This is a genomic window from Roseomonas sp. GC11, assembly GCF_024437745.1.
Classification (GTDB): domain Bacteria; phylum Pseudomonadota; class Alphaproteobacteria; order Acetobacterales; family Acetobacteraceae; genus Pseudoroseomonas.
In genome coordinates, this window is sequence record NZ_JANFNY010000090.1 from 1 (window position 1) to 18,584 (window position 18,584).

At 70.5% G+C, this 18,584-nt stretch carries 16 protein-coding genes; 12 read left to right on the forward strand and 4 right to left on the reverse strand.

Annotation, left to right across the window (positions count from 1 at the left end; translation table 11 throughout):
* From NON00_RS20910 to NON00_RS20940, 7 genes are all read left to right on the forward strand, one after another.
* A partial coding sequence (locus NON00_RS20910) for a thiamine pyrophosphate-dependent enzyme (RefSeq protein ID WP_256024678.1) occupies positions 1-781 on the forward strand: 781 nt, incomplete at its 5' end.
* A gap of 8 nt (positions 782-789) precedes the next feature.
* Positions 790-1,695 (forward strand): myo-inosose-2 dehydratase, encoded by a 906-nt coding sequence (iolE, locus tag NON00_RS20915; protein WP_256024679.1) that lies wholly within the window; start codon positions 790-792, stop codon positions 1,693-1,695.
* Complete coding sequence (gene iolB, locus NON00_RS20920; RefSeq protein WP_256024680.1) at positions 1,692-2,501, forward strand: 5-deoxy-glucuronate isomerase; 810 nt, start codon at positions 1,692-1,694, stop codon at positions 2,499-2,501. Before iolE ends, iolB begins: the two co-directional genes overlap by 4 nt.
* Before the next feature lie 52 nt (positions 2,502-2,553).
* A complete protein-coding gene (locus tag NON00_RS20925) occupies positions 2,554-3,585 on the forward strand; it encodes an ABC transporter substrate-binding protein (protein ID WP_256024682.1) in 1,032 nt (343 codons plus the stop codon).
* Between the two features lie 10 nt (positions 3,586-3,595).
* Positions 3,596-5,791, forward strand: coding sequence for an iron ABC transporter permease (locus NON00_RS20930; protein WP_256024684.1), 2,196 nt, complete (start codon positions 3,596-3,598; stop codon positions 5,789-5,791).
* Positions 5,792-5,793: 2 nt separating this feature from the next.
* Entirely contained in the window at positions 5,794-6,906 is a 1,113-nt protein-coding gene (locus NON00_RS20935; protein ID WP_256024686.1) for an ABC transporter ATP-binding protein, read from the forward strand.
* A complete protein-coding gene (locus NON00_RS20940; protein WP_256024688.1) occupies positions 6,903-7,712 on the forward strand; it encodes an inositol monophosphatase in 810 nt (269 codons plus the stop codon). The genes NON00_RS20935 and NON00_RS20940 overlap by 4 nt, the downstream gene beginning before the upstream one ends.
* Before the next feature lie 181 nt (positions 7,713-7,893).
* On the opposite strand, the gene NON00_RS20945 is transcribed toward NON00_RS20940, so the two are convergent.
* Complete coding sequence (locus NON00_RS20945) at positions 7,894-8,523, reverse strand: FMN-binding negative transcriptional regulator (RefSeq protein WP_256024691.1); 630 nt, start codon at positions 8,521-8,523, stop codon at positions 7,894-7,896.
* 161 nt (positions 8,524-8,684) lie between these two features.
* Between NON00_RS20945 and NON00_RS20950 the strand changes: the two genes are divergently transcribed.
* On the forward strand, positions 8,685-10,142 hold the full coding sequence (locus tag NON00_RS20950; protein WP_256024692.1) for a PLP-dependent aminotransferase family protein: 1,458 nt from the start codon (positions 8,685-8,687) through the stop codon (positions 10,140-10,142).
* 24 nt (positions 10,143-10,166) lie between these two features.
* On the opposite strand, the gene NON00_RS20955 is transcribed toward NON00_RS20950, so the two are convergent.
* Complete coding sequence (locus tag NON00_RS20955) at positions 10,167-11,075, reverse strand: LysR family transcriptional regulator (RefSeq protein ID WP_256024693.1); 909 nt, start codon at positions 11,073-11,075, stop codon at positions 10,167-10,169.
* A 151-nt stretch (positions 11,076-11,226) separates the two neighbouring features.
* Between NON00_RS20955 and NON00_RS20960 the strand changes: the two genes are divergently transcribed.
* Positions 11,227-12,390 carry a mandelate racemase/muconate lactonizing enzyme family protein gene (locus NON00_RS20960; RefSeq protein ID WP_256024695.1) on the forward strand — a complete coding sequence of 388 codons (1,164 nt, stop codon included), beginning with the start codon at positions 11,227-11,229 and terminating at the stop codon, positions 12,388-12,390.
* Between the two features lie 75 nt (positions 12,391-12,465).
* Here NON00_RS20960 and NON00_RS20965 read toward each other — a convergent pair whose 3' ends face one another.
* Positions 12,466-13,152, reverse strand: coding sequence for a fumarylacetoacetate hydrolase family protein (locus NON00_RS20965; RefSeq protein ID WP_256024697.1), 687 nt, complete (start codon positions 13,150-13,152; stop codon positions 12,466-12,468).
* 113 nt (positions 13,153-13,265) lie between these two features.
* Between NON00_RS20965 and NON00_RS20970 the strand changes: the two genes are divergently transcribed.
* Complete coding sequence (locus tag NON00_RS20970; RefSeq protein ID WP_256024698.1) at positions 13,266-13,958, forward strand: FadR/GntR family transcriptional regulator; 693 nt, start codon at positions 13,266-13,268, stop codon at positions 13,956-13,958.
* A 49-nt stretch (positions 13,959-14,007) separates the two neighbouring features.
* Here NON00_RS20970 and NON00_RS20975 read toward each other — a convergent pair whose 3' ends face one another.
* Positions 14,008-14,574 (reverse strand): NADPH-dependent FMN reductase, encoded by a 567-nt coding sequence (locus NON00_RS20975; protein ID WP_256024699.1) that lies wholly within the window; start codon positions 14,572-14,574, stop codon positions 14,008-14,010.
* Between the two features lie 163 nt (positions 14,575-14,737).
* Here NON00_RS20975 and NON00_RS20980 point away from each other — a divergent pair, with 163 nt between their 5' ends.
* A complete protein-coding gene (locus NON00_RS20980; RefSeq protein WP_256024700.1) occupies positions 14,738-16,810 on the forward strand; it encodes a hydantoinase/oxoprolinase family protein in 2,073 nt (690 codons plus the stop codon).
* The gene (locus NON00_RS20985; RefSeq protein ID WP_256024701.1) at positions 16,807-18,489 is read left to right on the forward strand and encodes a hydantoinase B/oxoprolinase family protein; all 1,683 of its coding nucleotides are present in this window, start codon (positions 16,807-16,809) and stop codon (positions 18,487-18,489) included. The genes NON00_RS20980 and NON00_RS20985 overlap by 4 nt, the downstream gene beginning before the upstream one ends.
* Positions 18,490-18,584: the final 95 nt, after the last annotated feature.

Consider the following 18,584-nt stretch of genomic DNA (forward strand, 5'->3'; position numbering starts at 1 on the left):
GCTGGAGGGCCATCGCGCGCCGCCGGAATGGGCGCGCCTCGCCACGGTGGAGCGCGAGGCCTGGGCGCGGCAGGCCGCCGCAGCCGTCGCGCCCCGCGCGCAGGGCCTGCCGGGCGATGCGCAGGTGATCGGCGTGGTGCAGCGCCATGCCACGGCGCAAACCGTGGTGGTGGGCGCGGCGGGCGGCCTGCCCGGTGAACTGCACAAGCTGTGGCAGGCCACGGCCGCCGGCGGCTACCACATGGAATATGGCTTCTCCTGCATGGGCTATGAGATCGCCGGCGGGCTTGGCGTGAAGATGGCGCGGCCGGAGGCGGAGGTCATCGTCATGCTCGGCGATGGCAGCTATCTCATGATGAATTCGGAGATCGCCACCTCGGTCATGCTCGGCCACAGGCTGACCATCGTGCTGCTGGACAATGGCGGCTTCGGCTGCATCAACCGCCTGCAGGCGGCGACGGGGGGCGCGGCCTTCAACAACCTGCTGGTCGATGCCGCGCATGCCACCCTGCCGCGCATCGATTTCCGCGCCCATGCCGAAAGCCTCGGCGCCATCGCCGAGCATGTGGCCGATCCCGCCGGGCTGGAGGCGGCGCTGCGCCGGGCGCGCGCGGCGGAGCGCACCAGCGTGATCGTCATCGACACCGACCCCGGCCCGGGCATGGCGGCGGGCGGGCATTGGTGGGATGTCGGCGTGCCCGAGATTTCCACCCGCCCCGAAGTGCGCGCCGCGCGTGACCGCTACGATTCCGCCCGCATGGCCCAGAGCCTGGGTGTTTGAGGAAACCCATGAACCAGCTTTCCCGCCGGATCCGCCTCGGCGCCAATCCCATCATCTGGTCGAATGACGATCTGCAAAGCCTCGGCGGCGCGACGCCGCTGGAGACCTGCCTGGCGCAGGCACGGCAGGCGGGCTTCGAGGGCATGGAACTGGGCCATAAGTTCCCGCGCACCGCGCCGGAGTTGCGCGCGGTGCTGGAGCGGCACGGGCTTGCCCTTGTCTCCGGCTGGTATTCCGCCGAATTGCTGCGGCGTGACGCCCAGGCGGAAATCGCCGCCATGCGCCCGCATCTGGACCTGCTGCGCGCGCTGGGGGCGGAGGTGCTGATCTTCGCCGAGACCAGCAATGCCATCCATGGCGATCCCGCCATGCCGCTCTCGCGCCGCCCGCGCCTGGAGGCGGCCGCCGACTGGCGCCAGTTCGGCGCGCGGATGACGGAGGTGGGAAAGGCGGTGGCGGATGCCGGCCTCGCGCTTGTCTATCATCACCACATGGGCACGGTCGTCGAGAGCGCCGAGGATATCGCGCGGCTCATGGAAGAAACCGGCGAGAGCGTCAGCCTGCTGCTCGATACCGGCCATGCGACCTTCGCCGGGGCTGATCCCGTGGCGCTGGCGCGCCGCTATCGCGGCCGCATCCGCCACCTGCACACCAAGGATATCCGCGCCGCCGTGATGGAACAGAGCCGGCGCGAGGACTGGAGTTTCCTGGATGGCGTCGTGCGCGGCATCTTCACCGTGCCGGGCGATGGCATGGTGGATTTCCCCGCCGTGCTGGCCGAGCTGCCCGATTATCGTGGCTGGATCGTCATCGAGGCGGAGCAGGACCCGGCCAAGGCCGATCCGCTGCACTATGCCACGCTGGGCTGCGCCAATCTGGCGCGCATGGTGCGGGAGGCGGGGTTCGTCGCATGAGCCACCCCCAGCCCCTGTTGCGCCGGCCCGGGGGACAGGCCGGCCGCGTGCTGCACATCACGCCGGAGAATGCCGGCTGGACCTATGTCGGCTTCGACCTGCACCACCTCTCTCCCGGCGACACGGTCGCGGGGGGCACGGCGGGGCACGAGGTTTGCCTTGTCCCTGTCACCGGCAGCATCGATGTCGAGGCGGGCGGCACCGCCTTCCCGCAATTGGGCGGGCGCGCGACGCCTTTCGAGGGCAAGCCCTCGGCCGCCTATGTGCCGGCCGGCACGCCCTGGCGCGCCACGGCGCGGGATGCGGTGGTGCTGGCGGTCTGCTCCGCGCCGGGTGAGCCGGGCCTGCCGCCGCGGCGGATCGACCCCGCCACCATCACCCCGGAATGGCGCGGGCAGGGCAGCAACCGCCGCCTCGTCCACAATATCCTCCCCGAAGGCGAGCCGGCTTCCAGCCTGCTGGTGGTCGAGGTGGTCACGCCTTCGGGCCACTGGTCCTCCTATCCGCCGCACAAGCATGACCGCGACGCCTATCCGGCCGAGACGCTGCTGGAGGAAACCTATTACCACCGGCTGCACCCGCCGCAGGGCTTCGCCATGCAGCGCGTCTATACCGATGCGCGCGATATCGATGAGGTTCTGCTGGTGCAGGATGGCGACTGCGTCCTGGTGCCGCGCGGCTATCATCCCGTCGGTGCGCCGCATGGCTATGATCTCTACTACCTGAACGTCATGGCGGGGCCACGGCGCGCCTGGCGCTTCCACAACGATCCGGCGCATGCCTGGATCCTGGGCCAGACAGCCTGACACGGCAGACTGAAAAAGCGGCGCAAAGCCGCAGGAGAGGGAGGAAAAGGCAATGCAGACAAGAAGGATCCTCGCGGCCATCGCCGTGCTGGGCGGCATGCTGGTCTCGGGCGGGGCGGCGCGCGCGCAGGGCGGCAGCCTGGTTGTCTATTGCGGCGTCAACGAGCAATGGTGCCGCGCCGCCGCCACGGCCTTCCAGCGCGAGACCGGCATCCGTGTCGACATGACGCGCCAGAGCGCGGGCGAGATCTATGCGCGCCTGCGTGCCGAGAAGAACAATCCGCGCGGGGATATCTGGTTCGGCGGCACGGGCGACCCGCATCTTCAGGCCGCCGCCGAGGGGCTGACCGAGGCCTATCAGTCCGAGACCCGCGCCCAGTTGCAGGACTGGGCGCGCAATCAGGCGGAGCGCTCGGGCCATCGCACGGTGGGGCTCTACATGGGCGCGCTCGGCTTCGGCTATAACGAGCGCGAGCTGAAGCGCCGCAACCTCGCGGCACCCGCCTGCTGGTCCGACCTGCTGAAGCCCGATTTCCGCGGGGAAATCCAGGTTGCCAACCCGAACGCCTCCGGCACCAGCTGGACGATGCTCGCCACCATGGTGCAGCTGATGGGCGAGGAACCGGCCTTCGACTACATGAAGCGCCTCAACGGGAATGTCGAACAATACACCAATGCCGGCGCCGCTCCGGCCCAGGCGGCGGCGCGTGGCGAGGTGATGGTGGGCATCGCCTTCCAACACGATGTCATTGATGCCACGCGGCAGAACGCGCAGCTGCGCGTGGTCTCGCCCTGCGAGGGCACGGGCTATGAAATAGGTTCGATGAGCATCATCCGCGGCGCGCGGCACATGGAGGAGGCGCGCCGCTTCTACGAATGGGCGCTGACGCCGGCGGCCCAGGCGCTGGCGGCCGCCAATGGTTCCTATCAGATTCCGTCGAACAGGGCGACGCCGGTTCCGCCCGAGGCCCCGGACATCAGCAAGATCCGCCTGATCAACTACGATTTCGAGAAATACGGCTCCTCCGAGGAACGCTCCCGCCTGCTCGCGCGCTGGACGCGCGAGGTGAAGAACGCACGCTGAGGCCGCGGTGATGCGCAAGGGATCGGCCGGATCATCCGGGCAAGGCCTCCGGCTCTGGCTGCTGGCCGCCCTGGCCTCGCTGCTGCTCCTGCCCTGGTACGGGCTGGAGGGCGGCCTGCCGGGCGGCTGGCACGCCGCGCGCCCGGCCCTGCTGGAGGCGCTGTCCGGCGGGCGCCTCTGGCTCCTGCCGCTCGCCCCGCCGCTCCTGCTGGCGGCCTGGGCGGCCTGGGCGCGCTCCTCCGGCGCCCTGGTGGCGGCGGGGCTCGCGGGCATCGCCTGGCTGCTCGTGGAGGCCTTCGGCCTGCGCGCGCATGGGCTGCGGCTGGAAGGGCTCGCCGCCCTGCTGGAAGGCAGCGCCGCGCAGCCCGCCCTGGGCTGGGGCGCGCTGCTCTACGCCCTCTCCTGCCTCATGCTCTGCGCCCATGGCCTCGCCTGGCGCGGCTGGTGCAAGGGCGAGGTCTTCCTGATCGGCGCCATCGGCATCGTCTGCGGCTCCATCCTCGTCTTCGTCGGCTATCCGGTGGCCTGTGTCCTCGTCTCCGCCTTCCAGGACAATGAAGGCGCCTTCGATCTTCTTCTGTTCGCCGGCAAGATCACGGATGCCTCCATCTGGAGCCTCGACTGCCTCGCCGGCGGGCGGCATTGCGGCGTGGCATGGAACTCGCTCGCCCAGGCGGTGCTGGTGGGCGTGCTGAGCACCCTGCTCGGCCTCGCCTTCGCCCTCGTCGCCACGCGCACGCGCTTTCCCTTCCCACGCCTGCTGCGCATCATGTCCGTCCTGCCGGTGATCACGCCGCCCTTCGTCATCGGCCTCGCCCTCATCCTCATCTTCGGGCGCGCGGGCATCGTCTCCTCGCTGCTGCAGGACTGGTTCGACATCCGCCGCTCGCGCTGGCTCTATGGCATGCCGGGCCTGACCATCGCCCAGCTCCTGGCCTTCACGCCGATTTCCTTCCTGGTGCTGCAAGGCGTCCTGCAAGGCGTCAGCCCGAGCATGGAGGAAGCCTCGCAGACCCTGCGCTCCGGCCGCTGGCGCACCTTCCGCCTCGTCACCTGGCCGCTGATCCGCCCCGGCCTCGCCAATGCCTTCCTCATTGCCTTCATCGAGAGCCTCGCCGATTTCGGCAACCCGATCATGATCGGCGGCAATTTCCAGGTGCTCTCCACCAGCATCTACTTCGCCGTGGTCGGCGCCGCGCATGACCAGGGGCAGGCGGCGGTGCTCGCCATCGTGCTGCTCGTTTTCACCCTCTCGGCCTTCCTGCTGCAACGCTTCTGGATCGGCCGGCGCTCCTACGTCACCGTCTCGGGCAAGGGCGATGCGGGCCTTCCCCTGCCACTCGCCCCCTGGCTGCACCGCGCCTGCCTCGCCATCGTGCTGCCCTGGCTGGCGCTGACGGCGGCGGTCTATGGCATCATCCTGGTGGGCGGCTTCGTCAAGGCCATCGGCCAGGACAACAGCCTGACGCTGGACCACTTCCTCACCGCCTTCGCCATCGAGCAGGGGCCGCATGGCTGGTTCCTCGCCGGCTCCGCCTGGAATTCGCTGACGACGACGCTGATGGTCGCCGTGCTCGCCATGCCGCTGACGGCCGCGCTCGGTATCCTGACCGGCTACCTGCTCAACCGCCAGAGCTTCGCCGGCCGCGCCACCTTCGAGTTCCTGACGATGATGAGCTTCGCCATTCCCGGCACCGTCATCGGCATCAGCTACATCCTGGCCTTCAACGTGCCGCCGCTGGAGCTGACGGGAACGGCGCTGATCATGGTCATCGCCTTCGTCTTCCGCAACATGCCGGTGGGCATCCGCGCCAGCATCGCCAATCTGAGCCAGGTGGACCGCTCGCTCGACGAGGCCTCGCTCACCCTCGGCGCGCGCTCGGCCGCCACGCTGCGCCGGGTCATCCTGCCCATCCTGCGCCCGGCCATCGCCACCTCCATGGTCTACGCCTTCGTGCGCGCCATCACCTCGGTCAGCGCCGTCATCTTCCTCGTCAGCGGCGAATACAACCTGGCCACCGTCTACATCGTCGGCCGCGCCGAGTTCGGCGAATTCGGCATCGCCATCGTCTATTCGGCGGTGCTCATCGTCATCATGGTGGCCGCCCTTCTCTCCATCCAGGCCCTCGTGGGGGAGCGGCGCATCGGCCGCCGCAAGGCCACGGAGGCCGCCGGCAGCCGCCGGCCGGCGGCGGCAGGAGCATGAGCATGAACCAGATCCTCCCCGGCCAGCCGCGCCCCGCGCCGGCCCTGGCCGCCACCCGGCCGGCGGTGGAGTTCCGCGGCGTCGTCAAGCGCTACGGCCCCGTCACCGCCGTGCCTGGGCTCGACTTCACCATCGCGCGCGGCACGCTGGTGACGCTGCTCGGCCCCTCCGGCTGCGGCAAGACGACGACGCTGCGCATGATCGCCGGGCTGGAAAGCGCCTCCGAAGGCCAGATCCTCATCGGCGGCGAGGATGTCACCCCGCTCTCGGCCGCCGAGCGCGATGTCTCCATGGTCTTCCAGTCCTACGCGCTCTTCCCGCACATGACGGTCATGGAGAATGTCTGCTACGGCCTGCGCGCCTCCGGCCTCCGCCGTGCCGAGGCGGAGGCGATGGCGGCGGAGAAGCTGGCCACCGTCGGCCTCTCCGGGTTCGAGCGGCGCCTGCCCTCGGAACTCTCCGGCGGCCAGCAGCAGCGCGTGGCCGTCGCCCGCGCCATCGTGCTGGAGCCCAAGGTCCTCCTTTTCGACGAGCCGCTCTCCAACCTCGATGCCAAGCTGCGCCGCCGCGTGCGCGCCGATATCCGCGACCTCCAGCAGAAGCTCGGCCTCACCGTCGTCTATGTCACGCATGACCAGGAGGAGGCCCTGGCCGTCTCGGACCGCATCATCGTCATGCGCGGCGGCTGCATCGTGCAGGATGGCAGCCCGCGCGATCTCTACGAGCGGCCGGGCAACCGTTTCATCGCCGACTTCATCGGCAATGCCAACCTCCTGCCGGTGCTCCTGCGGCGGCTCGATGACAGCCTCGCGGAATTCTCCATCGGCGCGCTGCGCCTCACCCTGCCGCATCGCGGCCTGCCGGATGGCGCGGCGGAACTGGCGGTGCGCCCGCAATGCCTCGGCCTGCGCCCCGGCGCGGCGGCGGCGGGCGAATTGCCGGGCCATCTTCGCAAGGCCGCCTATCTGGGCGATCATCTGGAATACGAGGTGGTGCTGGATGGCTCCGGCACCGAATTGCTGCTGAAGCGCCCTGTCGAGGGCGCCCTGATCCCGGAGGGCTCCGCCGTGGCGGTGAGCATCGACCCCGCCGGCGCCGTCGTGGTGCCGGCATGAGCGACGAGGTGGCGGCGCGCCTGGCCCTGGCCGAGGCGCTGGCGCGCGAGGCGGGGGCCATGGCCCTGCGCATGCGCGATGATCTCGGCCCCGTCGAGAGCAAAAGCCCCATCGATTTCTGCACCGCCGCCGACCACGCGGTGGAGGCGATGATCCGCGCCCGCATCGCCGCCGCCTTCGGCGATGCCGTGATCGGCGAGGAGGAAGGCGGCGAGGCGGCGGACAGCGTCTGGGTGGTGGACCCCATCGACGGCACCGCCAATTTCATCCATGGCGGCCCGCGCTGGTGCATCTCCCTGGCCTGGATGCGGCGCGGGCGGGTGGAGCTCGGCGTCATCTACCAGCCGCGGGAGGGCCGCCTGTTCTCCGCCCGGCGGGGGCAGGGGGCCTTTCTCAACGGGGCGCGGCTCTCGGTCAGCCATCTGGCGCATGGCGCGGCGCCGCTGGTGGAAATGGGCTGGTCCGAGCGCCGGCCCCTCGCCAGCTTCACCGAAGCCCTGCACCGGCTGACGGAGCAGCGCTTCGAGTTCCGCCGCCACGGCTCCGGCGCGCTCGGCCTCGCCGATGTCGCGGCCGGGCTGAACGATGCCTATGCCGAGCTGCACATCAATGCCTGGGATGTGCTGGCGGGCCTGCTGCTGGTGCGGGAGGCCGGTGGCGTGGTGAACGACTTCCTGGCCAATGACGGCCTGACGCGCGGCAACCCGGTGCTGGCCGCCACGCCGGAAATCGCCCCCCGGCTTTCCGCCCTGCTCGGCATCCCGCTGCCGGAGCCGGTGGAGATGGCAGGCTCAGAGACACCCTGAGCACAGGGCGCGTGCCGTTGGGCGGGGCTTTGCCCCTCTCAAAGGCTCCTGCCAGCAGCCACTGTGGTGAAAACCTGAAGGCGGGCGCGGGGACCCCGCTTCCCGGCCGGTATTCTCAAACGGTCTCTCAGGAGCGAAGCCCCCGCAACCCCGCCTGGGACAGGCCGCCTTCCCACCAACTTTAAGAATCAAGCGGAATCAGCGCCGCCACGGCCCGGTCCCCGGGCCGCGCGCTGGTGGCCAGCCCGGCCGCCACCCCGGCGCGGTCCGCCGCGCTGCGGTTCTGGCTCATCTTCACCTTGCCCTCCAGCCGCGCGATCGGCAGGCGCAGCCCGGTGATGCCGCGCAGCTGCGCGCGGATAAAACTGTCCGGCGCATCCTGCACCGACCAGGGCAAGGGCCGCCCCGCCTCATGGCGCGCCGTCAGCCGCGTGACCACCGCCAGAAGCCGCTCCGCATCCTCGAAGAACTCCGCCGGGCCATGCGCGTGCACGGCGGTGTAGTTCCAGGTGGGCACCACCTTGTGGTGCTCCTGCTTGCTGGCATACCAGCCGGGGCTGACATAGGCGTCCGGCCCCTGGAACAGCACCAGGGCTTCCCCCTGCGGCGCCAGCCGGGCCTGCGCATTGGCCCGGGCCAGATGGCCATACAGCGTGCCATACGGCCCTTCCTCCGGCGCCAGCACCAGCGGCAGGGGCGTTGCCATCAGCCCTTCCTCCGTGCGGGTGACAAGGGTGGCGAGGCCCGCCGCCGCCATCATCGCCTGCAGGCTGGGGAGATCCTCCTCGCGGAAGGCCGGGGGAATATACATCGCGGGTGTTCCTTGCTCGGCCTTGACGATGCCCGGAAGCTGGCCCAGGAAGAACAGCCAGTTTCACGCGAAAAGGCCGGTCCAGTTTTGGCCCGGTAAAACGGAAGCGCGCAAAGTTTCACACCCTGCGCCTGCCGCCTGCCCGGGAAGAAAAGTAAAAAATGCAGCGCCTTGTGGACCGTCTTTGTGCCGATATCCGCGGCCGGATCGCCTCCGGCCTCCTGCCCCCCGGCGCCAGCCTGCCCTCCACCCGCGCCCTGGCGGCGGAATGGGGCGTCTCCCGCACCACCGTCACCGCCGCCTATGACCAGCTCATCGCCGAGGGCTATCTCCAGGCCCGCCAGGGCGCCCGCACCCGCGTCGCCGCCGGGCTCGGCGCCACGGCCCCGGCCGGGGACAGCCAGCCGCCACCACACCTGCCGCCCCCCCTGCTGAATCGTCTCTCCGCCTATGGCGCCCGCCTGGGCAGCGTCCTCCTGCCGCCCGTGTGCCGGCCGGAACTGCCGGTGGCCGATTTCCGCCACGGCGACCTCTCGGCGGCCGATTTTCCCCGCCTCGCCTGGCGCAAGGCCATCACCGCCGCCCTGCTGCGCCGGCCGCCCAGCCTGCGCTATGACGACCCCGCCGGCACCCTGCCGCTGCGCCGCGCCCTGCAGGGCTATCTCTGGCGCGCCCGCGGCCTGCGCTGCGAGCCGGGACAGATCATCGTGGTGAACGGCTCCCAGCAGGGGCTCGACCTCTGCGCCCGCCTGCTCGTCGATCCTGGCGCGCGCGTGGTCATGGAAAACCCGGGCTATCCGCTCGCCCGCCTCGCCTTCCTGGCCGCGGGGGCGGAGATCGCCGCCACGCCCGTCGATGCCGAGGGCCTGCGCACCGAGGCCCTGCCGCCCGCCCGGCTGGCCTATACCACGCCCTCCCACCAATACCCCCTCGGCGGCGTGCTTTCCGCCGCGCGGCGGCGCGCGCTCCTCGCATGGGCGGGGCATTGCGGGGCCTATGTCATTGAAGATGACTATGACAGCGAATACCGCTTCGAGACGGCCCCCATTCCGCCCCTCCAGGCCATCGATGACGCGGAGCGGGTGATCTATCTCGGCACCGTCTCCAAGACCCTCTCGCCCACGCTGCGCCTGGGCTACCTCGTCGTACCGCCGCCCCTGGCCGAGGCCTTCACCACGGCCAAGCGCCTCGCCGACCGCCACACCCCCAGCCTGGAGCAGGCCGCCCTCGCCACCATGATCGAAACCGGCGCCTATGAGCGGCACATCCGCCGCGTCCGCCGCCGCAATGGTGAGCGCCGCGCCGCCCTCCTGGTCGCCCTGGAGGAGGCGTTTGGCGCGCGGGTCACCGTGGCCGGGGCCGCCGCCGGACTGCATGTCGTCCTCTGGTTCAGGGATCTGGCCTGGGCGGAGGAAGGAAAGCTGATCGAAGCGGCAGGCCGGGCAGGGGTGGGGGTTTATCCCCTCTCGCCCCTCCTCGCCCTCGCACCCGGAGAAACACCGCCAGCCCAGGCCGGGCTCGTCATCGGCTATGCCAGTATGGAGGAAAAGATCATCCGGCGTGGGGTTGCAACACTGGCAGGCGTGGTGGGGAAAATGAAGGGAGACTTCTTTTTCTGAAGAAAAAGAAGCAAAAAGACTTTTTCAGAAAGAAGAAGCCGCGATCGCGGCGCGCCAGAAATCCTCGGCCGTCTCCGAGAGGCGACGCTGCGGACGGAACAGGCGGATTTCGACAGGGATCGCGAAACTCTCGGGGCCGGCGGGCACCAGCCGGGCAGCGGCCATGTCCTCGGCCACCATTGTGCGCGGCAGCCAGGCCAGGCCCTGGCCCTGCCGCGCCATGGTCTGCAAGGCCGCCGCCAGGGGGGAGGTGAAGACCGTCTCCAGCCAGGGCGGCGGCGTGAAGCCGGGCAGCGCGGCCTGCACGATGCGGCCCAGCCCGGAAGCCTCGGCATAGGCCAGCAGGCGCGCCGGCGCCCCCGCCCGGCCCGGCAGGGCCCAGCGCGGCCCGCCCCCAGCCTCCGGGGCCGAGACAGGGACCAGCAACTCCGCCCCCACCGCGAAACTGATAAAATCCTCCGGCCGCAGCCGGGGCGGCAGCGCCGCCTGCGTGTGGCAGAGCAGGAAATCCGCCCCGCCCGCCAGGAAGACCCGCTCGCTGGCCGCCATGCTGTCGGAAATCAGGTTGAGCGGGCCAGCCTTCTCCAGCGGGACAAGGCCGCGCACCCAGCCGGGGAAAAAGGTGAAGGAGAGCGCATGCGTCGCGGCGATCGACAGCGCCGCCCCCTCCCGCCCCGCCGCCTTCAGCGCATCGCGCCGCATCTGCTGGAGATCGCGCGCCAGCGCCGCCGCCTGCGCCCGCACCGCCGCCCCGGCGGCATTCAGCACCACCCCCTGCGGCGTGCGCGACACCAGCGGCGTGCCCATCCACGCCTCCAGCGCCTGGATGCGGCGGCTGAAGGCGGGCTGCGTCACATGCCGCGCCGCCGCCGCCCGCGAGAAATTCCGCGCCTCCGCCAGGGCGAGGAAATCCTCCAGCCAGTCTAGATCCACGGCCGATGCCGGATCGGCATGGGGAAATCCAAACTTGGCATTGGCCGGCTCCCTGGGGAAAACGCTACCTGACGGCTTATCCGCAGGATAGCGGGAAGAACAGCGGGGCAGGTTCTGAAAAATCCCGCCCCCACGCCAGGAGGTATGCTGGATGCGCATCGTCGACGTCCGCGAGATCACCCAGCCGATCGCCTCGCCGATCCGCAACGCCTATATCGACTTCAGCAAGATGACCACCAGCCTCGTCGCGGTGGTGACCGATGTGGTGCGCGATGGCCGGCCGGTGGTGGGCTATGGCTTCAACTCCAACGGCCGCTATGGCCAGGGCGGGCTGATCCGCGAGCGCTTCCGGGGCCGCATCCTGGAGGCCGACCCGAAAAGCCTGCGTGACGAGGCGCGCGACAATATCGACCCCGCCCGGGTCTGGGCGGCGATGATGGCCAATGAAAAGCCCGGCGGCCATGGTGAGCGCTCCGTCGCCGTCGGCACGCTGGACATGGCGGTGTGGGACGCGGTCGCGAAGATCGAGGGCAAGCCGCTCTTCCGCCTGCTCGCCGAGCGCCATGGCCGCGAGGCCGATCCGCGCGTCTTCGTCTATGCCGCCGGCGGCTACTACTATCCGGGCAAGGATGATGCCGCCCTGCGCGCCGAGATGCGCGGCTATCTCGACCGCGGCTATACCGTGGTGAAGATGAAGATCGGCGGCGCCTCCCTCGCCGAGGACCGCCGCCGCATCGAGGCCGTGCTGGCCGAGATCGGCAGCCAGGCGCAGCTCGCCGTCGACGCCAATGGCCGCTTCGACCTCGAAACCGCCATCGCCTATGCCAGGATGCTGCGCGAATACCCGCTCTTCTGGTATGAGGAGGCGGGGGACCCGCTCGACTACGCCCTCCAGGCCGCGCTCTCCGAATTCTATCCGGGCCCGATGGCAACGGGGGAGAACCTCTTCTCCCACCAGGATGCGCGCAACCTGCTGCGCCATGGCGGCATGCGGCCGGACCGCGACTGGCTGCAATTCGATTGCGCCCTGTCCTACGGCCTCGTCGAATATCTGCGGACGCTGGAGGTGCTGACGCAGTTCGGCTGGTCGCCACGCCGCTGCATCCCGCATGGTGGCCACCAGATGTCGCTGAACATCGCCGCCGGCCTCGGCCTTGGCGGCAATGAAAGCTACCCGGACCTCTTCCAGCCCTATGGCGGCTTCCCCGATGGCGTGCGCGTCGAGCAGGGCCACATCACCATGCCCGACCTGCCGGGCATCGGCTTCGAAGGCAAGTCCGACCTCATCAAGGTCATGCGCGACCTCGCCGCCTGAGAGACGCTGCGCGGCGGTGCCGCGCAGCCATCAACAGCCCGGGGCCTCTGTAAACCCGGCCGGCAGGGGAGTGGCTCAGCCGGCGTACTGAACCTTGATCTCGCCCACGCCCTCGCAGACGCCATGCAGCAGGTCGCCCGGCTTCACGGCGCTGACACCGGCGGGGGTGCCGGTCATCAGCAGGTCGCCCGGCAGCAGTTCGACATAGCGCGAGAGATAGGCGATGGCCTCCGGCACCGACCAGATCATCTGGTTGAGGTCGCCGGTCTGCTGCACCTTGCCGTTCACGGTGATCTCGATCTTGCCGCGCGCGGGGTGGCCGATGCGCGCCGCCGGCACGATCGGGCTGATCGGGCAGGACTGGTCAAAGCCCTTCGACAATTCCCAGGGGCGGCCAAGCTTCTTGGCTTCCGCCTGGATGTCGCGCCGCGTCATGTCGAGGCCGATGGCATAGCCATAGACGTGATCCAGCGCCTGCTCCACCGGGATGTCGCGCCCGCCCTTGCCGAGCGCCACCACCATCTCGACCTCGTGGTGCAGGTCCCTGGTCTGCACAGGGAAGGGCAGGGTGCCGCCGGGCACCGCCGCCGTGGCGGGCTTGGAGAAGAAGAAGGGCGGCTCGCGGTCCGGGTCATGCCCCATCTCGCGCGCGTGGTCGGCATAGTTGCGGCCGACGCACCAGATGCGCCGCACCGGGAAGACCCCGGCTTCGCCCTCCACCGGCAGGGTGGTTTCCGGCGGGACTTCGATCACATGGGCCATGGCGGATGCCTCGCTCAACCAATTGCGTGGATTGGTTAGGACCGCCCCGGGGCGCCGTCAAGCCCGCCGCGCCCTTGGCAGCGCCGCCACCCGCGGGCTATGGCAGGGTCCCGATGGAACCCGACCGCCCCCAGGACAGCGCGCCGGTGCTGACCCTGTTGCAGGCTTATCTGGCGACGCTGGCCCTGCCGGCCTCCGGCCGCCTGCCGCCGGAGCGGCAGATGGCCGGGGCGCTCGGCGTCTCGCGCGCCGAGCTGCGCAAGGCGCTGGCGGTGCTGGAGGCCGAGGGCCAGCTTTGGCGCCATGTCGGCAAGGGCACCTTCCTCGGCCCGCGCCCGATGGCCGCCATCCAGGATGCCGCGCAGCGCGCCCAGGCGGTGACGGAGGCCGATCTGCGCGGCGCGCGTCTGGCCCTGGAGCCGCAGCTGGCCGCGCTGGCCGCCCGCCACGCGACCCCCGCGCATCTGGCCGAGATGCGCCAGGCGATGGCCGCTTCCCGCCAGCCCGGCCTGTCCTGGCGGGCCTATGAGGGCCAGGATGCGCGGCTGCACCGCGCCATTGCCCTGGCGGCCGGCAACCCCCTGCTGCTGCATCTCTTCGACGAGTTGGCGACCATCCGCCGGGTGCAGACCTGGAACCGTGCCCGCCCGCAGGCACAGGGCCCCTCCCCGGACCACCCGTCTTTTCCGGAGCACGAGGCCATCGTGGCGGCGATTGCCGCGGCGGCCCCAGATGAGGCCGCCGCACGGATGACCGAGCATGTGGCGGCCGTGCACCGCCTGATCGCCGGCGCCGCGCCAAACTGACAAAAAGTTTTTGGTTCTTTTTTCCAAAAAGAACCCTTCCCGCTTCCCTTTACCCCACGGCCTTCAAAAGCTGCCCCGCCAACGTCCCGACCATCGCCCCGGCTGGCGTGGTGAGTTCGCCGGCCTCATCGAAGGCCTGATGCGCGGCGGGCACGGACACCATCTGCGGCAGGACGCGCGCACCCAGCCCCAGTTCCAGCACGCCGCGCAGGGCGACCAGCCCGCGATAGCCGCCAAACCCGCCGGGTGAGGCGCTGCCCAGGGCATAGACGGGCGTGCCGAAGGCCGCGCCCTGCCCGCCATTGTCCTTCACGCGCGAGACCCAGGAGAGGATGTTCACCAGCAGCGGGCTCAGCGCCGAATTGTATTCCGGGCTGGCGATGAAGATGCCCTGGTGCCCGGCGAAAACCTGGTGCAGCGCCTTTGCCGTGGCCGGGATTCCCTCATTCTGCTCGATATCCCCATCATAGAGCGGCATGGCGTAGTCGCGCAGATCCGGCAGGGTGGCCTGGCCGCCCTGTTCGGTGACGCGGCGGGCGAAAAGCTCCGCCAGCCGGCGGTTGAGCGAGCCGCCGCGCAGCGAGGCGGCGAGCACGAGGATGCGGGGCTGGGACATGGGCGATTCCTGTTGTGCTCCCTGGCCTGATGGCCCGGGGTGGGGGGAGCCTAGGCGCTGCCGCCGCGCCACAACAAGGGCGGCGGGTGATGACGCGCGGGGGCCTTCCGCTCCCGCCGCCCCTGGGCCATGCTCGCGCCAGACCGCCTTCCGGGAGTTCCCGTTGCCCGCTGCACCTTTCATCCGCATTGGCATCGATATCGGTGGAACCTTCACCGACCTCCAGATCCTCGACGAACGCAGCGGCGTGCTGCAAAGCTTCAAGACGCCGACCACGCCGGAAGACCCCTCGCTGGGCCTGCTCGCCGGCCTGCGGGGCGCGGCGGAGCGCTATGGCTTCACCCTTGCCGATATCCGCCTGCTGCTGCATGGCACGACCATCGCGACCAATGCCGTGCTGGAACGGCAACTGGCGCGGGGCGTGCTGCTGACCACGGCGGGCTTCGAGGATGTGCTGGAGATCGGCCGCCATTCCCGCCGCGATGTCTATGGGCTGAAGCCGCACCAGGAACCGCCGCTGATCCCGCGCGACCGGCGCCTGGGCCTGCGCGAGCGCATCCGGGCGAATGGCGCGGTGGAGACGGCGCTGGCGCCCGGCGCGGTGGAGGCGCTGCTGCCCCGGCTGGACGCGCTGGGGGCGGAGGCCATCGCCGTCTGCCTGCTCAACGCCCATGTCAACGCGGCGCATGAGGAGGCGGTGGCCGAGGCCCTGGCCCGGCTGCGGCCGGATGTGCCGGTGACGGTCTCCTCCGCCATCAGCCCGGAAATCCGCGAATATGAGCGGTGCTCGACCACGGTGCTGAACGCGCTGCTGATGCCGGTGGTGGGGGGCTATCTCGGCCGGCTGACGGCGCGGCTGGCGGAGGCGGGGATCGCCGCGCGGCTGCTGCTTGTGCAGTCCAATGGCGGGGTGTGCAGCGTGGCCGTGGCGCGGCGCCAGCCGGCGCGGCTGCTGCTCTCCGGCCCATCCGGCGGCGCGCTGGCGACCATGCGGCTGGCCGGGGTGCTGGGCCGCCCGAATCTGCTGGGCGTCGATATGGGCGGCACCTCCTACGACATCTGCGTCGTGCGCGAGGGTGGCGTGACGCAGATGGCGCAGGGCGAGATCGACAACCTGCCGGTGCGCCTGCCGATGGTGGAAATCCGCACCATCGGCGCCGGGGGCGGCTCCATCGCGGCGGTGGATGAGGGCGGGCGGCTGCGCGTCGGCCCGCGCAGCGCGAAATCCTGGCCCGGCCCTGTCTGCTATGGCCGTGGCGGCAGCGAGCCCACGGTGACGGATGCCAATATCGCGCTGGGCCGGCTCGACCCGCGCTTCTTCCTGGGCGGCGCCATGGCGCTGGATCTGGAGGGCGCGCGCGCGGCCATCCGGGGGCGCATCGGCGCGCCGCTCGGCCTTGGCATGGAGCAGGCGGCGGCGGGCATCCTGGCGGTGACGGAAACCAGCCTGGCCGCCGCGGCGCGGCTCAGCCTCTTCGAGAAGGGGCTGGACCCGCGGGATTTCGCGCTGCTCTCCTTCGGTGGCGCGGGCGGTCTGCATGCCGTGCCGGTCGCCGAGGAACTCGGCATCCGCGAGGTGATCTTTCCGTCTGACGCCTCGACCTTCTCCGCCTTTGGCATCCTGCATTCCGACATCGTGCACGACCTCGCGCGCTCCCGCGTGCTACCGGTGGAGGCGGCGATCCTGCCGCATGTGATGGAGACGCTGGCCACGCTGCGCGCCCAGGGCGAGGCGCTGCTGGAGGCCGATGGCGTGCCGGCGCGGGACCGGCGCTTCAGCGTCTCGGCCGATCTGCGCTATCACGGGCAGGCTTTCGAACTGGTGGTGCCCTGGCCGGAAGCCGCGGACGCCGCGCCGGGCGCGCCGGCGCTGGAGGCGCTGCTGGCGGCCTTCCACGCTTTGCACGCGCAGCGCTTCTCCTACAGCAATCCCGCCGCGCCGGTGGAAATGGTGGCGCTGCGGCTGAACGTCACCGGCCTGCTGCCACGCTTCGAATCCCGCCGCCTGCCAGGGCGCGGCGCCGGGCGCATACCGGAGGCACGCCCCCTCTGGCTGGGGGATTCCTGGCGTGAGATTGCCGTCTACCAGCGCGAGCAGCTGCACGGAGCCGTGCCGGGCCCCGCGCTGATCGAGGAGGAATACACCACCCTCTTCATCGCCGCCGGATGGGAATGCGCGCCCGGTGCGGCGGGCACCCTCATCGCCCGCAAGACCGCCGAAAGGAGCGCGGCATGACCGGTTTCTCCCCTGGCCTGCCCGCTGGCCTGTCCTCTGGCCTCTCCCCTGGCCTCGACCCCGTCGCGCTCGAAATCCTGCGCAATGCGCTGACCGCCACGGCGGCGGAGATGGATGTCACCGTCTGGCGCACCAGCCGCTCCACCGTGGTGCGCGAGCTGCTCGACTATTCCACCGCCGTCTTCGACCGCGAGGGCTTCAACGTCGCCCAGGCGGCACGCATCCCGCAGCACCTCAACTCCATGGGCGCCGGGCTGCTCGCCGTGGTGCGCGACTTCCTGCCGCTCGACCGCTGGGAGGAAGGCGATGTCGTCATCACCAACGATCCCTATTGCGGCGGCCAGCATATCCCCGACATCCTGGCCTTCCGCCCGGTCTTCCTGGAGGGGGCGCGCATCGGCATCGTCGGCACGCTCTGCCACCACCTGGACATGGGCGGCATGGCGGCCGGCTCCTATTCCGCCGCGGCCACAGAGGTCTTCCAGGAAGGGCTGCGCATCCCACCGCTGAAGCTGGTGCGGCGCGGCGTGATGAACGAGGACATCCTGGCCATGATGCGCCAGAATGTGCGCCGGCCGGACATGCTGTGGGGCGACCTCCAGGCCCAGCTCGCCTCGCTGGCGGTGGGGGAGGCCAATCTGCGCCGCCTCGCCGCGCGCACGGGGGTGGAGCGCTTCATCACCGCCTGCCGCCAGATGCTCGATGGCTCCGAGAAGGCGATGCGCGCCATGATCCGCCGCATCCCCGATGGGCGCTATGAATTCGAGGATTTCCTGGACGATGACGGCGTGGGCGACCAGCCGATCCGCATCCACGCCGCCGTCACGGTCGAGGGCGATACGGTGGAGATCGACCTCTCCGGCTGTGGCCGGCAGGCGGCGGGGCCGGTGAATGCCACCCTGGCCTCCGCGCAGTCGGCCATTTCCTACGCCATGATGGCCATCGCCGATGCCGAGATCCCGGCCAATGCAGGCTGCTACCGCCCCATCCGCGTGATCGCGCCGGAGGGGCTGATCGTCAACGCCATGCATCCGGCGCCCGTCGCCAACCGCATCGCCGTCACCCACCGCCTGGCGACCACGGTGCTGGGCGCGCTGCATCAGGCCGTGCCGGGGCGCGTGCCGGCGGCCTATTACGGCGTCTCCTATGTGTGTTCCTTCCAGACCATCGGCGAGGACAATGCGCGCGGCGTGCTCGTGGAGATCGAGGTGGGCGGCAGCGGCGCCCATGCCGATACGGATGGGCTGAACGCCTACACCTATGGCATGCACAATTGCTCCAACATCCCGGTGGAGATGATCGAGAGCGAATTGCCCATCACCGTGGTGGGCTATGGGCTGGTGCCCGGCTCGGGCGGGGCGGGGCGGCAGCGCGGCGGGCTCGGCCTCTTCCGCGAATGGCGGGTGGACAGCGCCGCCGCCGTCTTCACCGCCAATTTCGAGCGCTTCCGCTTCCGCCCCTATGGGCTGGAGGACGGCGCGCCGGGCGCGGCCGGCCGGCTCTTCCTGATCCGCGACGGGGAGAGCAGGCCCCTGCCGTCCAAGGTCAACAACCTGCCGCTGCGGCGGGGTGACATCATCCGCATGGAGACATCCGGCGGCGGTGGCTATGGCGACCCGGCGGCGCGCGACCCGGCCGCCCGGGCGCGCGATGCCGCGCTGGGCTATGCCGGGGCCTGAGAGAATTTTGGCAAGCGCCTTGAGAGGGGCTTCGCCCCTCTCAAACTCTCCCCACCAAAGGCCTGAGGCCTTTGGAAACCCATCTGAAGGCGGGT